16 protein-coding genes are annotated in these 18,707 nt (G+C 65.1%); 6 read left to right on the top strand and 10 right to left on the bottom strand.

Annotated features, from left to right (window positions below; translation table 11 throughout):
- Positions 1-60: 60 nt before the first annotated feature.
- The 8 genes from BMG03_RS18240 to BMG03_RS18205 form a co-directional block, all read right to left on the bottom strand.
- Positions 61-987 carry an electron transfer flavoprotein subunit alpha/FixB family protein gene (locus BMG03_RS18240; protein WP_075776872.1) on the bottom strand — a complete coding sequence of 309 codons (927 nt, stop codon included), beginning with the start codon at positions 985-987 and terminating at the stop codon, positions 61-63.
- Positions 987-1,745, bottom strand: a complete 759-nt coding sequence (locus BMG03_RS18235) for an electron transfer flavoprotein subunit beta/FixA family protein (protein ID WP_075776873.1) — start codon at positions 1,743-1,745, stop codon at positions 987-989. Before BMG03_RS18235 ends, BMG03_RS18240 begins: the two co-directional genes overlap by 1 nt.
- Before the next feature lie 250 nt (positions 1,746-1,995).
- Positions 1,996-2,115 carry a cytochrome bd-I oxidase subunit CydX gene (gene cydX, locus BMG03_RS18230; protein ID WP_075776874.1) on the bottom strand — a complete coding sequence of 40 codons (120 nt, stop codon included), beginning with the start codon at positions 2,113-2,115 and terminating at the stop codon, positions 1,996-1,998.
- A 12-nt stretch (positions 2,116-2,127) separates the two neighbouring features.
- Positions 2,128-3,291 carry a cytochrome d ubiquinol oxidase subunit II gene (gene cydB / locus BMG03_RS18225; protein WP_075776875.1) on the bottom strand — a complete coding sequence of 388 codons (1,164 nt, stop codon included), beginning with the start codon at positions 3,289-3,291 and terminating at the stop codon, positions 2,128-2,130.
- 6 nt (positions 3,292-3,297) lie between these two features.
- Complete coding sequence (locus BMG03_RS18220; RefSeq protein WP_075776876.1) at positions 3,298-4,905, bottom strand: cytochrome ubiquinol oxidase subunit I; 1,608 nt, start codon at positions 4,903-4,905, stop codon at positions 3,298-3,300.
- A gap of 206 nt (positions 4,906-5,111) precedes the next feature.
- Complete coding sequence (cydC, locus tag BMG03_RS18215) at positions 5,112-6,773, bottom strand: thiol reductant ABC exporter subunit CydC (RefSeq protein ID WP_075776877.1); 1,662 nt, start codon at positions 6,771-6,773, stop codon at positions 5,112-5,114.
- Positions 6,770-8,458 carry a thiol reductant ABC exporter subunit CydD gene (cydD, locus tag BMG03_RS18210; RefSeq protein ID WP_077701334.1) on the bottom strand — a complete coding sequence of 563 codons (1,689 nt, stop codon included), beginning with the start codon at positions 8,456-8,458 and terminating at the stop codon, positions 6,770-6,772. Before cydD ends, cydC begins: the two co-directional genes overlap by 4 nt.
- Positions 8,459-8,640: 182 nt before the next feature.
- A complete protein-coding gene (locus BMG03_RS18205) occupies positions 8,641-8,910 on the bottom strand; it encodes a YMGG-like glycine zipper-containing protein (protein WP_075776878.1) in 270 nt (89 codons plus the stop codon).
- Positions 8,911-9,097: 187 nt separating this feature from the next.
- On the opposite strand from BMG03_RS18205, the gene BMG03_RS18200 reads away from it, so the two are divergent.
- On the top strand, positions 9,098-10,714 hold the full coding sequence (locus BMG03_RS18200) for an ArnT family glycosyltransferase (protein WP_075776879.1): 1,617 nt from the start codon (positions 9,098-9,100) through the stop codon (positions 10,712-10,714).
- A gap of 69 nt (positions 10,715-10,783) precedes the next feature.
- On the opposite strand, the gene BMG03_RS18195 is transcribed toward BMG03_RS18200, so the two are convergent.
- Positions 10,784-11,938 (bottom strand): S1C family serine protease, encoded by a 1,155-nt coding sequence (locus tag BMG03_RS18195; RefSeq protein WP_075776880.1) that lies wholly within the window; start codon positions 11,936-11,938, stop codon positions 10,784-10,786.
- Positions 11,939-12,103: 165 nt separating this feature from the next.
- On the opposite strand from BMG03_RS18195, the gene BMG03_RS18190 reads away from it, so the two are divergent.
- Together BMG03_RS18190 and BMG03_RS18185 are read left to right on the top strand one after the other, a co-directional pair.
- Positions 12,104-12,775 carry a winged helix-turn-helix domain-containing protein gene (locus BMG03_RS18190; protein ID WP_075776881.1) on the top strand — a complete coding sequence of 224 codons (672 nt, stop codon included), beginning with the start codon at positions 12,104-12,106 and terminating at the stop codon, positions 12,773-12,775.
- On the top strand, positions 12,775-14,154 hold the full coding sequence (locus BMG03_RS18185; RefSeq protein ID WP_075776882.1) for a sensor histidine kinase: 1,380 nt from the start codon (positions 12,775-12,777) through the stop codon (positions 14,152-14,154). The genes BMG03_RS18190 and BMG03_RS18185 overlap by 1 nt, the downstream gene beginning before the upstream one ends.
- Here the strand turns inward: BMG03_RS18185 and BMG03_RS18180 are convergent.
- Positions 14,142-15,356, bottom strand: coding sequence for an ROK family transcriptional regulator (locus BMG03_RS18180; protein ID WP_341865716.1), 1,215 nt, complete (start codon positions 15,354-15,356; stop codon positions 14,142-14,144). The genes BMG03_RS18185 and BMG03_RS18180 overlap by 13 nt on opposite strands.
- Before the next feature lie 183 nt (positions 15,357-15,539).
- On the opposite strand from BMG03_RS18180, the gene BMG03_RS18175 reads away from it, so the two are divergent.
- The 3 genes from BMG03_RS18175 (at position 15,540) to BMG03_RS18165 (ending at position 18,510) form a co-directional block, all read left to right on the top strand.
- The gene (locus tag BMG03_RS18175) at positions 15,540-16,553 is read left to right on the top strand and encodes a sugar ABC transporter substrate-binding protein (RefSeq protein WP_077701105.1); all 1,014 of its coding nucleotides are present in this window, start codon (positions 15,540-15,542) and stop codon (positions 16,551-16,553) included.
- Between the two features lie 101 nt (positions 16,554-16,654).
- A complete protein-coding gene (locus BMG03_RS18170) occupies positions 16,655-17,731 on the top strand; it encodes an ABC transporter permease (RefSeq protein WP_075777671.1) in 1,077 nt (358 codons plus the stop codon).
- Positions 17,728-18,510 (top strand): ATP-binding cassette domain-containing protein, encoded by a 783-nt coding sequence (locus BMG03_RS18165; protein ID WP_075777669.1) that lies wholly within the window; start codon positions 17,728-17,730, stop codon positions 18,508-18,510. Before BMG03_RS18170 ends, BMG03_RS18165 begins: the two co-directional genes overlap by 4 nt.
- The last annotated feature ends 197 nt before the right edge of the window (positions 18,511-18,707 follow it).

Here is an 18,707-nt window from a genome sequence, read left to right as displayed (position 1 = left end):
GGATTTCCCCGCCCTTTCGATTTGGTTCCACTATCGCGGGGGCAGCGCCCCTTCCGCGGATCAGAGCTTTTCGGTCAGCGCCGGAACGGCGTCGAAGAGGTCCGCGACGAGGCCGTAATCGGCGACCTGGAAGATCGGCGCTTCTTCGTCCTTGTTGATCGCGACGATGATCTTCGAGTCCTTCATGCCGGCGAGGTGCTGGATAGCTCCAGAGATGCCGCAGGCGATGTAGAGCTCAGGGGCCACGACCTTGCCAGTCTGACCGACCTGCCAGTCGTTCGGCGCGAAGCCCGAGTCGACGGCGGCGCGCGAGGCACCCACAGCCGCGCCAAGCTTGTCGGCCAGCGCTTCGATCACCTTGAAGTCCTCTTCCGAGCCGACGCCACGGCCGCCCGAGACGACGATCTTCGCCGAGGTCAGCTCCGGACGATCGCTCTCGGCGACCTTGTCCTCGATCCAGCTCGACAGAGCGGGCGCGTCCGACATGGCGACGGTCTCGACCGAAGCCGAACCGCCTTCGCCGGCGGCGTCGAAGGTCGAGGTGCGGAAGGTGATGACCTTCTTCTCGTCCTTCGATTTCACGGTCTGGATCGCGTTGCCCGCGTAGATCGGGCGCTCGAACGTGTCGGCATCGACGACGCCGGAGACATCCGAGATCACCATCACGTCGAGAAGGGCTGCGACACGCGGCATCACGTTCTTCGCATCAGTCGTGGCCGGGGCCACGATATGCGAGTAATCGCCCGAGAGCGACACGATCAGCGCGGCGGTCGGTTCCGCCAGACGGTGGCTCAGCGACGGGTCCTCGGCCACGAGGACTTTCGCGACACCGTCGATCTTCGCCGCGGCTTCACCCGCGGCGGCAGCAGACGCGCCCGCGCAGAGCACGGTCACATCGCCCAGCGATTTTGCGGCGGAGACGGCCTTGGCGGTCGCGTCGACCGACAGTTCGCCATCATTCACTTCACCCAGCAGCAGAACGGCCATCACACGACCCCCTTCTCTTTGAGTTTCGCAACCAGCGTGTCGACATCCGGCACCATTTCGCCAGCCTGACGCGCTTCGGGCTCGGTGACCTTCACCACTTCGAGACGCGGCGAGACGTCGACGCCGTAATCCTCGGCGGTCTTCTCGTCGAGCGGCTTCTTCTTCGCCTTCATGATGTTCGGCAGCGACGCGTAGCGCGGCTCGTTGAGGCGCAGGTCGGTGGTGACGATCGCGGGCAGCTTGACCTCGATGGTCTGCAGACCGCCGTCGACTTCACGGGTGACCTTCGCGGCCTCGCCCTCAACCACGACTTCCGAGGCGAAGGTCGCCTGACCCCAGCCCAGAAGTGCGGCCAGCATCTGGCCGGTCGCGTTCATGTCGTTGTCGATCGCCTGCTTGCCGAGGATCACCATGCCGGGCTGCTCTTCCTCGACGACCTTGGCGAGGATCTTGGCGACGGCCAGCGGCTCGATATCGGTTTGCACGTCATCGGCAGCGACCACGAGGATCGCACGGTCCGCACCCATCGCGAGCGCGGTGCGCAGGGTCTCCTGCGCCTGCTTCACGCCGATGGAGACCGCGACGATCTCTTCGACAGCGCCCTTCTCCTTCAGACGGATCGCCTCTTCGACAGCGATTTCGTCGAACGGGTTCATCGACATTTTGACATTGGCGAGATCGACACCGCTTCCGTCCGCTTTCACGCGAGCTTTCACGTTGTAGTCGATCACGCGTTTGACGGGTACCAGGACCTTCATGCGTGTCTCCCTTGTCTGGTCCGCCAAATTGCGGCGAACGGATTCATTCGGCAATTTTGTTACAAGAGCACGGGGCGAAGGGACAGGGGGAAAACGCCTCGTTTTGGCCCTGAAACGTCACGTCTTTTCGACTGTTTGCGCTAGCGGTCGGGGCCCATTGCCGTTGCGTCGCCCCGGTACCGTCTCGCCGATGGCAAAAAGGCCGCCCCGGGGGACGGCCTTTCCTTGATTTGGCTTTCCGGCTGCCAGCTCAGTCCTGGCGCCGCTCACCGGCGATCCGCGCGTCGTTCTGCATCTCGAGCCACATCGCGTTGGCGACGGCGACCAGAGCGGCCAGCGGAAGTCCGAGGATCCATGCGAAGTACCACATCTGTCTGTCTCCTTAATAAGCTGTATGGCTGTCGCGCTCGACATCTGCGACCGTCACCTTGCCCCACAGAACCTTATAGACCCATGCGGTATAGGCGAGGATGAGCGGCATGAAGATCAACGCGGCGATGAGCATGATGAAGAGCGTCTGGTGGGAGGACGAGGCGTCCCAGACCGTCAGCGAGGCGTTGGGCATTTTCGAGCTCGGCAGGATGAAGGGGAACATCGTCAGGCCGACCGAGGAGATCACGCCGAAGATGCCCAGTTTCGACCAGAGCAGCGTCGAGACTTCGCGGCCGGCGCGCAGCCCCCGCACCGCCATGGCGATCCCCGTGAGGCCGAGGATCGGCGCAATCGCGATCCACGGGCGGTCCGCATAGGCCTGCATCCAGCTCCCGCCATGCTCGACCGTCGAGAAAAGCGGGTTGGAGGGGCCATTCGCCGGCACGACCGAGGTGACGTGGTAGCCCTTGATCCCGAAGGCGAGCCAGATGCCAGCGACGATATAGGCAACGAAGGCCACCATGCCCGCAACAGAGCCGATCTCGGTCGCGCGGACCTTCACCGCGCCTTCGGTCTTCACCGAGAGCCACGCCGCGCCATGCATCATCAGCATCGACAGCGACACAACGCCTGCAAGCAGCGCGTAGGGGTTCAGAAGGCCCAGCAGCTTCATGATGAAGTTGCCCGGATAGAGCGGCATCAGCATGTCGTTGAACTCGAAGGGCACGCCTTGCAGAACGTTGCCCACGGCCACGCCGAAGATCAGTGCCGGAACCGCGCCGCCCACGAAGAGCGCCCAGTCCCAGCCATTGCGCCACGCAGCCGAGTCGCGCTTCGAGCGATACTTGAAGCCGACCGGGCGCAGGATCAGCGCCGCGAGCACGAGGAACATCGCGAGGTAGAACCCCGAGAAGCTTACCGCGTAGAGGGGTGGCCAGGCCGCGAAGATCGCGCCCCCGCCGAGGATGAACCAAACCTGGTTGCCTTCCCAGACCGGGCCGATCGTGTTGATCGCCACGCGGCGCTCGCTATCGCTCTTGCCGACGAAGGGCAGCAGTGCGCCCACGCCCATGTCGAAGCCGTCGGTCAGCGCGAAGCCGATCAGCAGGACGCCCAGCAGCAGCCACCAGATGACGCGTAGAACGTCGAGGGGGATAAGTTCATAGAGGATCATTGGTTCTTACTCCGCAGGCATGGTGACAGGGTTGCCGCCGCGACCGGACAGGCGATCGTCATGTCGTTGCAGCCACTCCTGGGTGACCTCGACATCCTGATACGGGCCTTTCTTGATGTATTTGAGCATCAGGCCCATCTCGACGATGAAGAGCACGGTATAGAAGGCGACGAAGCCCAGCAGCGTGAACAGCAGGTCGCCCACCGAGAGGTGGCTGACCGAAAGCGCCGTAGGCAGCACGCCGTCGACGGTCCAAGGCTGGCGTCCGAACTCGGCGGTGAACCAGCCCAGTTCCGCGGCGATCCAAGGGGCGGGGATGACGATCACGGCCAGACGCAGCGCCCAGCGGGGATAGTTCATGCCCTTCCAGTTCGAGACGACGAAGAAGTAGACCATCAGCGCGATGAAGGAGAAACCTAGCGCAACCATCAGGCGGAAGGACCAGAAGATCGGCCAGACCGTTGGGACCGTGTCGTTCGCGGCTTTCTTGATCTGCGCGTCGGTCGCTTGACGCGGATCGTCCACGTAGCGTTTGAGCAGGTAGGCGTAACCGAGATCGCCGACGTTCTTGTTGAATTCCGCGGTGACGTCAGCGGGGACATCCCCCTTCGCTTCGCGAATTTTCAGCAGGTCATTATAGGCGACGATGCCGTTGCGGATCCGCTCCTCCGAACCTTTGACCAGATCGTCGATCCCGGTGATCTGCTCGGTCAGCGAGCGGGTACCGATCAGCCCCATCACCCACGGGATATGGATCGCGTATTTCGTTTCGCGCGCTTGCTGGTCGGGAATGCCGAAGAGCGTGAAGGAGGCGGGGGCCGGTTCGGTCTCCCACATGGCTTCCATCGCGGCGAGTTTCATCTTCTGGTTATGCGTCGTCTCGTAGCCCGACTCGTCGCCGAGGATCACCACCGACAGCGCCGAGGCGAGGCCGAACGCAGCGGCGACCGCGATGGAGCGGCGGGCCAGTTCGAGGTGACGCCCCTTGAGCATGTACCAGCTCGACACGCCCATCACGAAGACGGCCGCTGTGACGTAGCCGGCGGAGACCGTGTGCACGAACTTGGCCTGGGCCACCGGGTTGAACACGACATCGAAGAAGGAGGTCATTTCCATCCGCATCGTCAGCGGGTTGAACGCCGCCCCGACCGGGTTCTGCATCCAGCCGTTCGCGATCAGGATCCACAAAGCAGAGAAGTTCGAGCCGATGGCGACGAGCCACGTGACGACCATGTGCTTGACCGGGCTCAGCTTCTCCCATCCGAAGAACATCAACCCGACGAAAGTCGCTTCCATGAAGAAGGCCATCAGGCCCTCGATCGCGAGCGGTGCGCCGAAAATGTCGCCGACGTAATGCGAGTAATAGCTCCAGTTCATGCCGAACTGGAATTCCATCGTGAGGCCCGTGGCCACGCCCAGCACGAAGTTGATGCCGAACAGTGTGGCCCAGAACTTGGTCATTTGCCGCCAGACGGGGCGGTTGGTCATCACATAGACCGTCTCCATGATCGCCACGATGATCGACAGACCAAGCGTCAGCGGCACGAAGAGGAAGTGATACATCGCTGTCATGGCAAATTGCAGCCGTGACAGCTCGACGATCCCGAAATCCATTCTCGTTCTCCGTTTCCCTACTTGCATCCGGCGCGGTGAAAAGCCGGATTCTCCGGAAATGTTTTTCCTGGATGCAGGTTATGAGGAGGCGGTCGGCACGCGACTTTGAGCCAAATCAAATTGACGATGTGTCGCACGCGGACGTGAACAGAGGTGAACGGGAATATGTCTCGTGATTTTAGGGGCTTATCGTCGCAGGTCGTGCGTCATTTCAGCGCGATCGTGGCCGTGGCGGCGCTCTGGTCGGGCTGGCGGTGAGAGACCAGAACGAAGCCCGCCTCGGGCAGAAGCGCCCGTAATCCGGCCAGCGTCGCGGCGGCGGTTTGGGCGTCGAGTCCCTCGGTCGGTTCGTCCAGCAGAAGGATGTCGGGCCGGCGCAGTGCCGCACGGGCCAGCGCCAATCGTTTCGCCTGCCCGCCGGACAATCCCGTGCCGCCTTCGCCAAGCCGTGCTTCGAGCCCGCCGCGCGCCACGATCACTTCATCCAGCGCCACGGCGCGCAGCGCGGCCCATGCCGCATCGTCATCGAGTTGCGTTCCGGGAGGCAGGGCGAGCGCGAGATTCTCGGCAATGGTGCCGCCGATCAACTGGCTGCGCTGCGGCACCATCGTGAGCACATCGCGCAGGTCTCCCTCCGGCCAGTCGGCCAGCGCGCGGCCCATCGCCGTGATCTCGCCACCGGACGGCTTGAGAAGGCCGGACAGCACGGCGAGTGCGGTGGATTTCCCCGCGCCCGAAGGCCCGGCAAGCATCACGGTCTGACCGCGCGCGAGGGTGAAGGTCAGATCGGAAAAGAGCGGCGCGGCGCTCTTGGCGCGGGTGAAGGCAACTTGGCGCGCCTCGAGCAGCGGGGCGTCCATATCGGTGGGGGCGTGGCCGTCGGGCTGGGCGCGTGTGGGCGTATCGGTCAGCTCCATGACCCGCGCGCCCGCCTCCTGCATGCGTCCAATCTCGGCCATGCCTCGGCGCAGCAGCATCAGCGACTCGGCCAGTGCCAGCGCCACGAACAGGCCCACCGCGGCGCGCGCGGGCGTGATCTGCCCGGCCAGCGCCATCTGTCCGGCGATCGCCAGGGCGGCTGCCCCGGCAAGCGCGGTGGTGGCGGAAATCACCGCCCCCACCCGGCGGTCGAGCGCCTCGAGATTGCGCCGCGCGAGCGCTTCGGCCTCGACCTCGGCCAGGGTCTGCGCAGTTGCGGCCTCCAGCTGTCCGGCCACGGCCAGATCGGCTCGCGCGCGCATCGTCTCCAGCGCGCGGCGGCGAATGTTCTGCAGTGCCGTTTCGGCGGCGCGGGCATCGTGGCGGGCGGCTCGGGCGACCCAGATCAGGCCGAGCCCACCGCCCAGCAGGTAGATCAGGAAGACCGCGAGCCCGATCGGCAGCCCTTCGAGCCACCCCAGCATCAGAAGCGCCGCGATCTGGACCATGCCGCCTGCAAGGAAGGGGATGACCAGCCGCAGCAATACGCCATCAAGCGCATCCACGTCCGAGGTGATCCGGTTCAGCGCCTGCGCACCGCGCAGCCGCGCCTGTTCCTCATGCGGGCGGCGCGAGACGCCATCCATCAGGTCGATGCGCAGCTTCGCCAACGCGCGCAGTGTGGCGTCATGGGTCAGTAGCCGCTCGCCATAGCGCGAGACCGCGCGGCCGAGCGCGAGACCGCGGACACCTGCCGAGGGGGTGAAGAAATTGAAGTTTAGGCCCATCCCCGCGATCCCGGCCAGCGCGGAGGCGGTGATGAACCAGCCCGACAGGCCGAGCAGCGCCGCCCCCATCGCGAGCACGAGGAACGACAGCGCGAGGCCCCTACTGAAGGCCCATTTCTGATCGCTGATCAGGCGAGCGGTGAGGGTCAGAAGCGTTCTCATGCTGCGCCCTCCAAGTCGATCTGACGGTCCATCGCGGCAACGAGGGCAGGGTCGTGGCTTGCGACGATCAAGGTCGTGCCCTGCGATCGTAACGCCAGAAGAGCTGCGATGACTTTCGCGCCCGTCTCGGCATCGAGATCGGCGGTCGGTTCGTCGGCCAACACGATCGGGCGGCCCGCGTAATGGGCCCGCGCGATCAGCAGACGCCGCGCTTCGCCACCCGAGACGCCGCCGCCCATATCGCCCAGCCGGGCGTCGAGCCCGCCGGGAAGGCCCGCGACGACCTCGGTGGCCTGCGCAGCGTCGAGCGCTGCATCGAGGTCGCCGGGACGGTTCAGCGTGATCAGTTCGCGCAGGCTCGCATCGGCGAAGCGCGGGCTTTGAGGAATCCAGCCGAAGGCTGCGCGCCAGTCATCGGCGTTTTCCTCTGTCAGGGAGGTATCGCCCAGCGTGATCTTCCCCGCCTCGGGATGGATCAGACCGACCAGCGCGGTCAGAAGCGTCGTCTTGCCTGCGCCCGACGGTCCTGTGATCGCGATCGCCTCGCCCGGGGCGATGTCGCCATCGGGCAGGGGGAGCGGAGCGGCGGCCTCGCCGGGGCGGATTTGCAGCCCGTGCCAACGCAGCGCGCCAAGCGTCGGTGCCGCGCCTTCGCCTCCAGTGCCCATCAGCGTGTTGGCCTTGGCGATGGCAGTCTCGGTCGTCTCCAACTCGGAGGCTACGGCGAGCGCAGCGGCCCGGTCATGCCATGCCGCAGCGAGATCGCGCAGCGGCTGGAAAAACTCGGGCGCGATCATGAGCAGGAAAATCCCCTCGGCCGGGGTCATCTTGCTGCCCCATGTGCCGAAATTCATCCACCCGATCAGCGAGAAGCCGACATAGACCGCGACCAGCGCCACGCCGATCGCGGCGAACAGTTCCAGAAGCGTCGAGGAGAGGAAGGCAACCCGCAGAACCGCCATCGTGCGGAGGCGCAGGTCTTCGGATTTGGTTTCCAGATCGGCGCGCGAGCGGGCCTCCGCGCCCAGAAGTCGCAGATCGGTGATCGCGGCGATCCGATCGATCAGCAGCCGGTTGAGCGAACCGATTTCGACCATCTGCTTTTCCGAGGCGTCCTGCGCGGCCATGCCGACAAGCGCCATGAAGATCGGGATCAGCGGCCCGGCGATCAGCAGGATTCCCGCGACCGCCCAGCTTTGCGTGGCGGCGAGCAGGATGAAGGCGAGGGGGATGATCCGGGCGCGCAGGAAGGCGGGCTGATAGCGCGTGGCCCATGGGCCGAGCGCGCCGAGCTTCTCCGCGGACAGCGAAGCCAGTTCCGCAGGCGACAGCGCGGCGGCGCCGCTAGCCTGACGCAGCGCCTTTCGGATCAGCTTCTCGCGGCTCTCACGCAGCACCACCTCGGCGGCATCGGCCGAGAGCTTCTGCGAAATCCAGTCGAGGACGATCCGCACGAGCGCCAGCACCACGAAGCCTGCAGCCCCGGCGAGCGGCGAGAGCGACGGGCTCACCCCCGGTGCGACCAGGTCGCCAAGTACCAAACCGATCAGAGCGGCCTGCGCGGGCCAGATCAGCGCCGAGGCCACACCGAGCCACCCGGCGAGCTTCAACTTGCCCGCGACGGGCTGAGCGATGCGGGTCAGAACGGCTTTCGGCTTCGGCGCTTCGGTCGTGGCGTCTGTCATACGGGTTTTGGGGTCTTTTCCTCTTTCGCGCTTGGCTGTCGAGATAGCCGGGCAGAGGGGCTGCGACAATGGAGTGCGACAATCCGCGCTTGTCACGTCTGCGGTACGAACCTTCATGCCGACATGAAAAAACCGTTCGGATGAGGGTCCGAACGGTTTTCGAGGTTACCTGTGGCGGGGCCTTAGCAGGGCGCGATGTACTCGCGGCCATACGAGTCACGATAGCGGCACTGACCCGGCTGGTTGGCTTTACCGATCAGGGCGCCGGCAACGGTGCCGACTGCGCCGCCGATCGCGGCGTTTTGAACGCGGTCGCCATCATCCGAAACGGCAGCGCCGATCGCGGCACCGGCAACACCGCCGGTCGCGGCAGCGCGGTCCTGTTGCGACATCTGGCAGCCTGCAACGGCAACGGTGGCGCTGAGCGGCAGGATCAGGAACATCTTCTTCATGGTACGTGTCTCCCTTCTGTGTCTTCGGACATCCAACGTCGCCCCTCTCCGGGCAGTTCCAAGTTTTTCTTAATTAGTTTTGAGCATCTATTCTGGAGCCGTGATGACCCAGCGGCTTGACATGCGCGGTCATTCGGGGGTCAAGCAAAGAAAGACATCTCGAGACATACGACAGAAAGACCCGCCTATGAGTTCGACCGCCTGGCGCGTTCCCCTGATCGGAGCGCTTTTCCTTTTCGCATTGAGCGCGGTGGTGTTGATGATCATGCGCCCGCTGATGGCGATCGACGAGACGCGCTATGTCACCGTCGCCTGGGAGATGTGGCAGGGCGGCTCCAAGCTGGTGCCGCATCTCAACGGGGCGATCTATTCCGACAAGCCGCCGCTTCTGTTCTGGCTCATCAATATCGTCTGGAGCGTGACTGGCCCCAGCGAATGGGCGGCGCGGCTCGTGGCGCCCGCCTTCGGGCTGCTGTCGGTCGGACTGGTCGCGGTTCTCGCGCGCAAGCTCTGGCCGGAGGAACCGGAGCGCGCCGGACTCGCCGCACTGATCCTTGGGACGAGCGGCGTGTTTCTGCTCTTCGGCTCGACAACGATGTTCGACACGATGCTCACGGCGGCGACGCTGACGGGAATGCTCGCAGTCTGGGCGATGCGCGACACGGAGCGCTTCGCCCCGGTGATCGGGCTTGGCATCGCGCTGGCCTTCGGCGTCTTCGCCAAGGGGCCGGTGATCCTGGTGCATGTGCTGCCGACCGCGCTTTTGATGCCGCTTTGGGCAACCGGGGCGGAGCGGCCCGCGCTCAAGCAGTGGTATGCGCGGATCGGAATCGGTTTTCTGATCGGTTTCGGCATCGTCCTGCTCTGGCTCGGCCCCGCGATCATCTTCGGCGGTGCGGAATACCGCGAGCAGATTCTGTGGAAGCAGAGCGCCGGGCGGATGGTGGAAAGCTTTGCCCATGGTCGCCCCGTCTGGTTCTTCGTGGCGTTGCTGCCGTTCTTCCTCTGGCCCTGGGGCTGGAGCCGCGCGGGGCTGGCTACGTTCAGGCCGTCGCGGCTCTGGGAGGATGCGGGCACGCGCATGGTGACGGTCTGGTTCGTCGCCGCCTTCGTCGCCTTCTCGCTGATCTCGGGCAAGCAGGCGCATTACCTTGTGCCGGAAATGCCCGCGCTGGCGCTGATCCTGTCGGGATTGCTGCCCACGGCGGAGCGCCGGATGCGCTGGCTGCGCCTGCTGTGGCTTCTGCCCGGCGTGGCGACAGCGATTGCTGCGGCTTCGGTGCATTTCGGGGCGTTCCCCGAACTGCCCGAGGGCACCGGATCGTGGCTCTTCGTGATCGCTGGCGTGGCGATGCTCGTGGGCGGCGCGCTAATCGTGCTTAAAGCGCGGCAGGGCTGGTTCGCCGAAGCCTTCGTCGCGCCGCTGGTGCTGATCGCCATTCAGATCATGGTCTGGCCGATCCTCTGGAAAGTCTACGATCCGGCACCGATCGCGAGCCTGATCGCTTCGCATTCGGAAAATGGCGTGGCCACCACCGATCGCGGCTATGCAGGGCAGTTCTCCTTCGTCGCGCGGCTCGAGAACCCGGTGACGGTGCTTGGCAACAGCGCCGATCTCGGGCGCTGGATGGCGGCGCATCCCGACGGTCTGGTTCTCGCAGCGAATCCGATCGAGGGCGTCGACGGTCTGAGCCAGATCGCCGAGCGGCATTTCCGGCAGAACGACTGGCGGCTCTATCAGGTCGCGGAGGCGATTGTGCCGTCTGCTTCGGATGCTACGGCCACTCCCACCAGTGCGAACTGACACTTCAAACTAAAGACACGCCCGAAGCGGATGCTCCGGGCGTGCCTTCAAACCGATAGACTGCAAGTATTACGACTTGGTCTTCTCGGTGGGCCGCTCATCGAGAGTGACGGAGAGCGTGAGCGGCTTGTTCGCGCGCAGCAGCGAGAGCTGCACTTCGGTGCCCGGCTCGTCGGACCCGATCGCACGGGTCAGATCGCGGGGGGCTTTCATCGGCTTGCCATCCACGCCGACGATGATGTCGCCGCGCTTCAGACCAGCTTTCTTCGCGGGCGTGTCGGGCGACACGTCGGCTACGAGCACACCTTCCGGTTGGTCGAGCCCCAGCGCCGCGGCGATGTCCTCGCTGACCGGCTGGATCTGCACGCCGAGGAAGCCGCGCTTCACCGTGCCATTGTCCTGCAGGTCGGCGACGACGCTCTTGATGGTGTCGGAGGGCACCGAGAAACCGATCCCGACGGAACCGCCAGTGGGCGACAGGATCGCGGTGTTCATGCCGATCACCTGGCCTTGGTCGTCAAAGAGCGGGCCACCCGAGTTGCCTTTGTTGATGGCTGCGTCGGTCTGGATGTAGTTATCGAAGGGGCCCGATTTCAAGTCGCGGCCTTTGGCCGAGACGATGCCGGTCGACACGGAGGTGCCGAGGCCGAACGGGTTGCCGATCGCCACGACCGGCTCGCCGACCTGCGCGGCCTGACTGTCGCCGAAGCCCACGGTGTCGAGGTCCTTGTTGGTATCGACCTTGATCAGCGCGATGTCGGTGGCCTTGTCTTCGCCGATCACTTTCGCATCCGCGGTCGAGCCGTCGGAGAAGGTGACCTTCACGCTCTCGGCGCCGTCGACGACGTGGGCGTTGGTGACGATATGGCCGTCTTTCTGGATGATGAAGCCAGTGCCGAGACCGGTGATCTCAGGACGCTGCATCGGCTGACCCTGACCGTTGGGGCCCATGTCGGGCATACCGAAACGACGCTGGAAGAACTCGAAGGGGAAATCCTGAGGCATCCCCATCTGGGCCATTTCCTGATCGTTGGCCTGCTTCTTGATCTCGATGGTGACCACGGCGGGCATCACCTTCTTCACCAGGTCGACGGTGTTGGTGAAGGTTTCGGCCGCGGCCACGTTCGGGACCAGTGCCAGACCGCTCGTCGCCACGGCGCCGGCGCCGAGCATGGCGGTGGTGGCGAGGGTGCGCAGCAGGGGAGCTTTGCGAATGTCCTGCATGTTTCTCTCCTTTTTGACAGGTATGCACCCTATGTGAGGGCCTAGCCTGTCAGGGACTCTGCGGGAAGATTGCAGAGTTGTTATCCTTTTCACCTTTAGGGGAGGGGTGCGTGACTTGTGCGGTGTCATCGGCCACATATGTCGCGAACCGAGAAAGCGAGTGCGATGAAACTGCTGTTGATCGAAGACGACGCGACCACCGCCGATTACGTTCTGCGTGGCCTGCGCGAAGAGGGCCACACGGTCGACCATCTCGCGAATGGCCGCGACGGGCTGACCCAGGCGCTGGGCGGCAGCTACGACGTGATGATCATCGACCGAATGCTGCCGGAGCTGGACGGTCTCTCGATCACCCGCGCGATCCGGGCCGCAAAGGTCACGACGCCGATCATCTTCCTCACCGCGATTGGCGGCGTGGACGACCGGATCGAGGGGCTCAACGCGGGTGCCGACGATTATCTCGTGAAACCCTTTGCCTTCGGCGAGTTGTCGGCGCGGCTCGCGGCGCTGGCGCGTCGCCCGCAAGCGCAGTCGGAGCAGGTAATGCTGGAGGCGGGCGATCTGAAGATGGACCTGATCGCGCGCAAGGTGACGCGCGGCGGACAGGAGATCGACCTTCTGCCGCGCGAATTCTCGCTGCTGGAATTTCTGCTGCGCCGCAAGGGCCGGGTGCAGACCCGGACGATGCTGCTGGAGGGCGTGTGGGATCTGAATTTCGACCCGCAGACCAATGTGGTGGAGACGCATATTTCGCGGCTCCGGAACAAGGTCGACAAGCCGTTCGACCGTGATCTCATCCACACCGTGCGCGGCGCGGGCTACCGGATCGAGGGTTGATGAAGGCACGTCTGAATCGCGCAGAAATCCTTGCCTCGACGCCGCTGCGGCAGGCGCTCGGGCTGATGGGGATCGTCTTTGCGATCCTGCTGGTGACGCTGGGCTTCGCCTATGTCGCGCTGCGCTCCTCGACCGAGGAATCGATCCGCGCCGATCTAAAGCAGCAGACGGCGGTGTTTCAGGTTGCCGCCAACCCCGAGACGCTCTCTGTGATCGTGTCGGCGGAGGCGCGGGCGTCCGATCCGTCAGAGCGCGCCATCGCCTTCGTGATGTCGGACGGGCGGCAGGTCGGCAACGTCCGGGTCACCCATGAGGGCGACAGCTGGGTCATCTCGCGTCATCCCGAATATGCGCCGCTCTCGAAACATGGATATTTCACGCTGACCATGCCGCTTGCGGGCGGCTTGCTGGTGATCGGCGAAAGTCGCGCGCCGATTGCGGAACTGACCTCGACCTTCCTCGCGATTCTCGTCTTCTCCTTCGTACCCTCGCTTCTGGTCTCTGCCGCCTATGGTGCGTGGGTCGGGATGCGGGCGCGCAAACGGGTGAGCGCGATCGAAAACACGCTTGACGATCTTACCGAGGGGCGGCTCGAGGCGCGGGTGCCGCGCGACGAGGTGAAGGCGCGGCGCGGCGATGACCTCGCACGGATCGGGGCGCGGCTTAACGTGATGGCCGAGACGCAGGAGGCGACGGTTGCGGCGCTGCGTCAGGTCTCCGCCGATATCGCGCATGACCTGAAGACGCCGATGCAGCGGATTTCGGTGCTACTCTCGGAGCTGCAAGAGGCCTTGCCCGAGGACGCGCCGCCCCGCGCGCTGGCCGAGCAGGCAGGCACCGAGGCCGAGCGCGCGGTCGCCGTGTTCCACTCGTTGCTGCGGATCGCCCAAATCGAGGGCGGCAGCCCGAAGGCACGTTTCGCGACGGTCGATCTGGGCGCGCTCGCCGCCGATATCACCGAGCTTTACGAGGCCAGCGCCGAAGAGGCGGGCGGTTCGCTGACCCTGCAGCGGCCAGACGCGCCGCTCATCGTGCAGGGCGATCGGGGGCTTCTGGGACAGATGCTGTCGAACCTGATCGAGAACGCGATCCGCCATGGCGGGCCTGCGCCGAAGATCGCGGTAAGTCTGTCTCGCGAACGCGGCGCGGTCACGCTCAGCGTCGCCGATCGTGGCCCCGGCATCCCCGAGGCCGAGCGCGAGAAGGTTCTGCGCAGGCTCTATCGGCTGGAACGCTCTCGCACGACGCCGGGCAACGGGCTGGGCCTTGCGCTGGTTCATGCGGTGGCGGGGCTGCATGAGGCGGAGCTGGAGCTGTCCGACAACAATCCCGGTCTGATCGTGTCGCTGCGCTTCGTTGGGTCCGCTCAGTCGGCCTGATCGGGCAGATCGATCTCGGTCAGGAAACGCAGGCTCAGCGGCAGGGTCGCGGCCCCCAGCGCCCGCGCATCGGGCCCCACCTGGCCTTCGCGCACGATCGGAACGCCCGCGCCCGAGAGGTTGATCTTCGCCAGTTCCGCTTCGGTCGCGGCGACGAGCCGCGCGCGCAGATCGTCGGGCATCCAGCCGTCGATCACGATCGCATCGAGGTCGCACAGCGCCGCCGAGGACGCGGCGACAGTCGCGAGGCCCCGCGCCGCTTTCGCGAGCCAGTCGTCGACGATGTCTTCGGGAAGATCCCACTCATCGCGCCGCTCCCAGAGGAAACTCGCATCGAGCCCGCGCTCCGTCATCGCGGCTTCGATGACCGACAACGAGGCCACGTCGAGCAACTGGCACTGGCCGCCGTGACCGTCGGGCACCGGCATCGAGGCAAGCGCGCCCGCATTGTTGTTGGGGCCGGTCACAAGCGAGCCGCTCATCACCAGCCCGCCACCTACGAAGAAGCCCACGAACGCATAGAGGAAATCGTCGGGCAATGTCTGATCGCCCAGCAAAAGCTCTGCCGAACAGGCGGCAGAGGCATCGTTTTCCAGCACCACGGGAAACGGATAGAGCGCCTCCAGTTCGGCGCGGATGTCGCGTTCGCGCCAATCGGCCATCGCGCTTTCCTCGAGCCCGAGCGCGACGCCCCAATCCCACATCCTGAACGGCGCCCCGATGCCGAGGCCGGCGATGCGCTCGCGCTTCGAGGCGGGGAGTTCTGCCACCATCCGGGCGATCGCGTCGATGGCGAAGGCTATCGTGTCAGCCGCCGTGGGGTAGTCGTGGCGCGCGACACGGCGCGAGACCGGGGTGCCCATCATGTCGATCAGGATCACCTCGGTCCGGCGACGCCCGACCTTCAGGCCAAGAAAATAAGCCCCCTCGGGGTTCAGGCGCATCGGCACGGTGGGCTGGCCCACCTTGCCGCGCACCGGGTCGCAGCGCAGCAGGAAGCCTTCATCCTCGAGCGCGCGCATGATGACCGACACTGTCTGTGCCGAGAGCCCCGTGAGCCGTGCGATTTCGGATTTCGCCAAGGCGCCGCGACGGCGAATCAGCGACATCACGAGCCGCTCGTTGCGGTTGCGCATCGCGGAGTGATCCGAGCCGATCTTCCCCGCTCCGGTCTTGATCAATTCCATCACGCGGTGGGCCAAAATTCATTCTCCGAGGCTGCTCGCGCATAAACTACGCCTTGTATTTATCGGCTTCCAGAGGCTCTTCTGTCAATTAATAAATCCATTTGATTTATCTATTGACGAGTCGGCCCGTGTTCGCACATGATTTACCCCGAAGCCGATCGGAGGACGGCTGGACATGTTTCTGGGAGGAGACCTGACATGAAGAAGACAACCGCGATTCTGGGAGCGACGGCGCTTGGTCTGATGGCGACCGGGGCCTGGGCGGAGACGACCGCCTGCCTGATCACGAAGACTGACACCAATCCGTTCTTCGTGAAGATGAAGGAGGGGGCGACGGCGAAAGCCGAGGAGATGGGCATCAAGCTCAACACCTATGCGGGCAAGCTCGACGGCGACGTGGAAAGCCAGGTCGCGGCGGTCGAGAGCTGCATCGCGGCGGGTGCCAAGGGCATCCTGATCACGCCGTCCGACAGCCGCGCGCTGGCGCCGGCGGTGACGAAAGCGCGCGACGCGGGGGCGCTGGTGATCGCGCTCGACACCCCGTTCGAGCCCGCCGACACCGCCGATGCGACCTTCGCCACCGACAACTTCAAGGCGGGCGAGCTGATCGGGCAATGGGCCAATGCGAAGATGGGCGACAAGGCCAAGGACGCGAAGATCGCCTTCCTCGACCTCAACCCGAGCCAGGTCTCGGTCGATTACCTGCGCGATCAGGGCTTCATGAAGGGCTTCGGCATCGACGTCAAAGACCCCAAGAAGATCGGCGACGAAGACGATCCGCGCATCGTCGGCCATGACGTGACCAACGGCAACGAAGAGGGTGGCCGCACGGCGATGGAGAACCTTCTGCAGAAGGATCCGGGCATCAACGTGGTCTACACGATCAACGAGCCCGCCGCCGCCGGCGCCTACGAGGCGTTGAAATCGGTCGGCATGCAGGATCAGGCGATCATCGTCTCGATCGATGGCGGCTGCCCGGGCGTGCAGAACGTCAAGGAAGGCATCATCGGCGCGACCTCGATGCAGTTCCCGCTGAAGATGGCCTCGATGGGCATCGAGGCGATCGCGGCTTTCGCCAAGGACGGCACCAAGCCGCAGAACTCCGAAGGTCTCGACTTCTACAATACCGGCGTGACGCTGATTACCGACCAGCCGGTCGACGGGGTCGACTCGATCTCGTCGGAGGAAGGCCTCAAGCAGTGCTGGGGCTGATCCCCGCCTGACAGATCGGAGGGGCCGCCCGCGCGGCGGCCCGTCCTCTTCGGGCCGGATCACGGCCCCTCACCCCATATTGCACAAAGAGGATGACGGACATGACCCAGACCGCTCCGCCTCGCGGCCAGTCCTTCGAGCACGAGCTCGATAAGAGCGACAAGACCGTCGCGGCCTTCAAGGGAAAGAAGCGCGGGCTTCTCGGCACGATCCAGCACGGGCTGCACGGCAACCCGACGATGGTGCCGGTGATCGTGCTGCTGTTGTCCATCGCCGTGTTCGGCCTTGTGGCGGGGGGCAAGTTCTTCTCGGCCTTCAACCTGACGCTGATCATGCAGCAGGTCTCGATCATCGGTATTCTCGCCGCGGCGCAATCGCTGATCATCCTGACCGCGGGGATCGACCTGTCGGTCGCGGCGATCATGGTGCTGATGTCGGTCGTGGCGGGCAACCTCGCTGTCTACATGGGCGTGCCGGCACCGCTGGCGCTGCTGATCTCCTTCGCGGGCGGCACCGGGGCGGGGCTGATGAACGGCTTTCTGGTGACCAAGGTGAAGCTGCCGCCCTTCATCACCACGCTGGGCACCTGGTCGATCTTCTACGCGCTGAACCTGTGGCTGTCGGGCGCGCAGTCGATCCGCTCGCAGGATATCGACAAGTTCGCGCCGCTTCTGAAATTCTTCGGCAACACGATCGCGGTGGGCAATGCCCGGCTGACCTATGGCTCGATCCTGATGGTCGCCGTGTTCCTGGTGCTCTGGTATCTGCTGAACAAGACCGCCTGGGGCCGCCACGTCTACGCGGTGGGCGACGACAAGGAGGCGGCGGAGCTTGCGGGCATCCGCACCGACCGCACGCTGCTGTCGGTCTACGGCATGGCCGGGCTCGTCTGTGCGATCGCCGCCTGGGCCTCGATCGGCCGGGTCGGGTCGATCTCGCCGCAGGCCTTCTACGAGGCGAACCTGCATTCCATCACCGCCGTGGTGATCGGGGGGATCTCGCTCTTCGGCGGGCGCGGTTCGATCCTCGGGGCGCTGTTCGGCGCGCTGATCGTGGGCGTGTTCCAGTCCGGTCTGCGGCTCGCGAATGTGGACGTGCTCTGGCAGGTCTTCGCGATCGGCTGGCTCATCATCATCGCGGTCGCCATCGACCAATGGATCAGAAAGGTATCGGCATGACGCAAGAGCCCATTCTCACCGCGCGCGGTCTGGTCAAACGCTATGGCCGCGTCACCGCCCTCGACGAATGCGACTTCGATCTCTATCCGGGCGAAATCCTCGCCGTGATCGGGGATAACGGGGCCGGGAAATCCTCGCTCATCAAGGCGATCTCCGGCGCGGTTTCCGCCGACGAGGGAGAGATCCGTCTCGAAGGCAAGCCGATCAGCTTCCGCAGCCCGCTCGAGGCGCAGGATGCCGGGATCGCGACGGTCTACCAGACGCTCGCGCTGTCGCCCGCGCTCTCGATCGTCGACAACATGTTCGTCGGGCGCGAGCTGCGCAAGCCGGGCGCGATGGGCAAATGGCTGCGGATGCTCGACAAGCCCGCGATGCGCGCCTTCGCCCGCCAGAAGCTGAACGATCTGGGCCTGATGACCATTCAGGATATCGATCAGGCGGTGGAGACCCTCTCGGGCGGCCAGCGCCAGGGCGTGGCGGTCGCGCGTGCGGCGGCCTTCGGCTCGAAGGTGATCATCATGGATGAGCCCACCGCGGCGCTCGGCGTCAAGGAGAGCCGCCAGGTGCTGAACCTGATCCTCGATCTGAAGGCGAAAGGGCTGCCGATCATCCTGATCTCGCACAACATGCCCCATGTCTTCGAGGTCGCCGACCGGATCCACGTCCACCGGCTGGGCAAACGGCTCTGCGTCATCGATCCGAAGCAACACTCGATGTCGGACGCCGTCGCCTTCATGACAGGCGCCAAAACACCCGACGGCGCGACAGAGGCGGCCTGAGCGATGAGCACTACCGAGGCGCCCGGTCGGAAAGGCCGGGCGTTTTCGTTTGGGGTTGCGTCCTTGACTTGGGGCGACCACCCCGGGCTTCGCCCGCCCCTTCCCCGGGAGGGCGCATTGGCGAGGACAGAGCGGACACGAGTGACCGACGGGTTTGCAAGATAACGCGCCCGGGCACCGGCCGGACGAAGCGCCCA

It is taken from the genome of Thioclava nitratireducens (assembly GCF_001940525.2).
In the GTDB taxonomy this organism is placed as follows: Bacteria; Pseudomonadota; Alphaproteobacteria; order Rhodobacterales; family Rhodobacteraceae; genus Thioclava; species Thioclava nitratireducens.
Note: the sequence above shows the minus strand (reverse complement) of the source record. Positions and strands in the feature narration are given on the sequence as shown.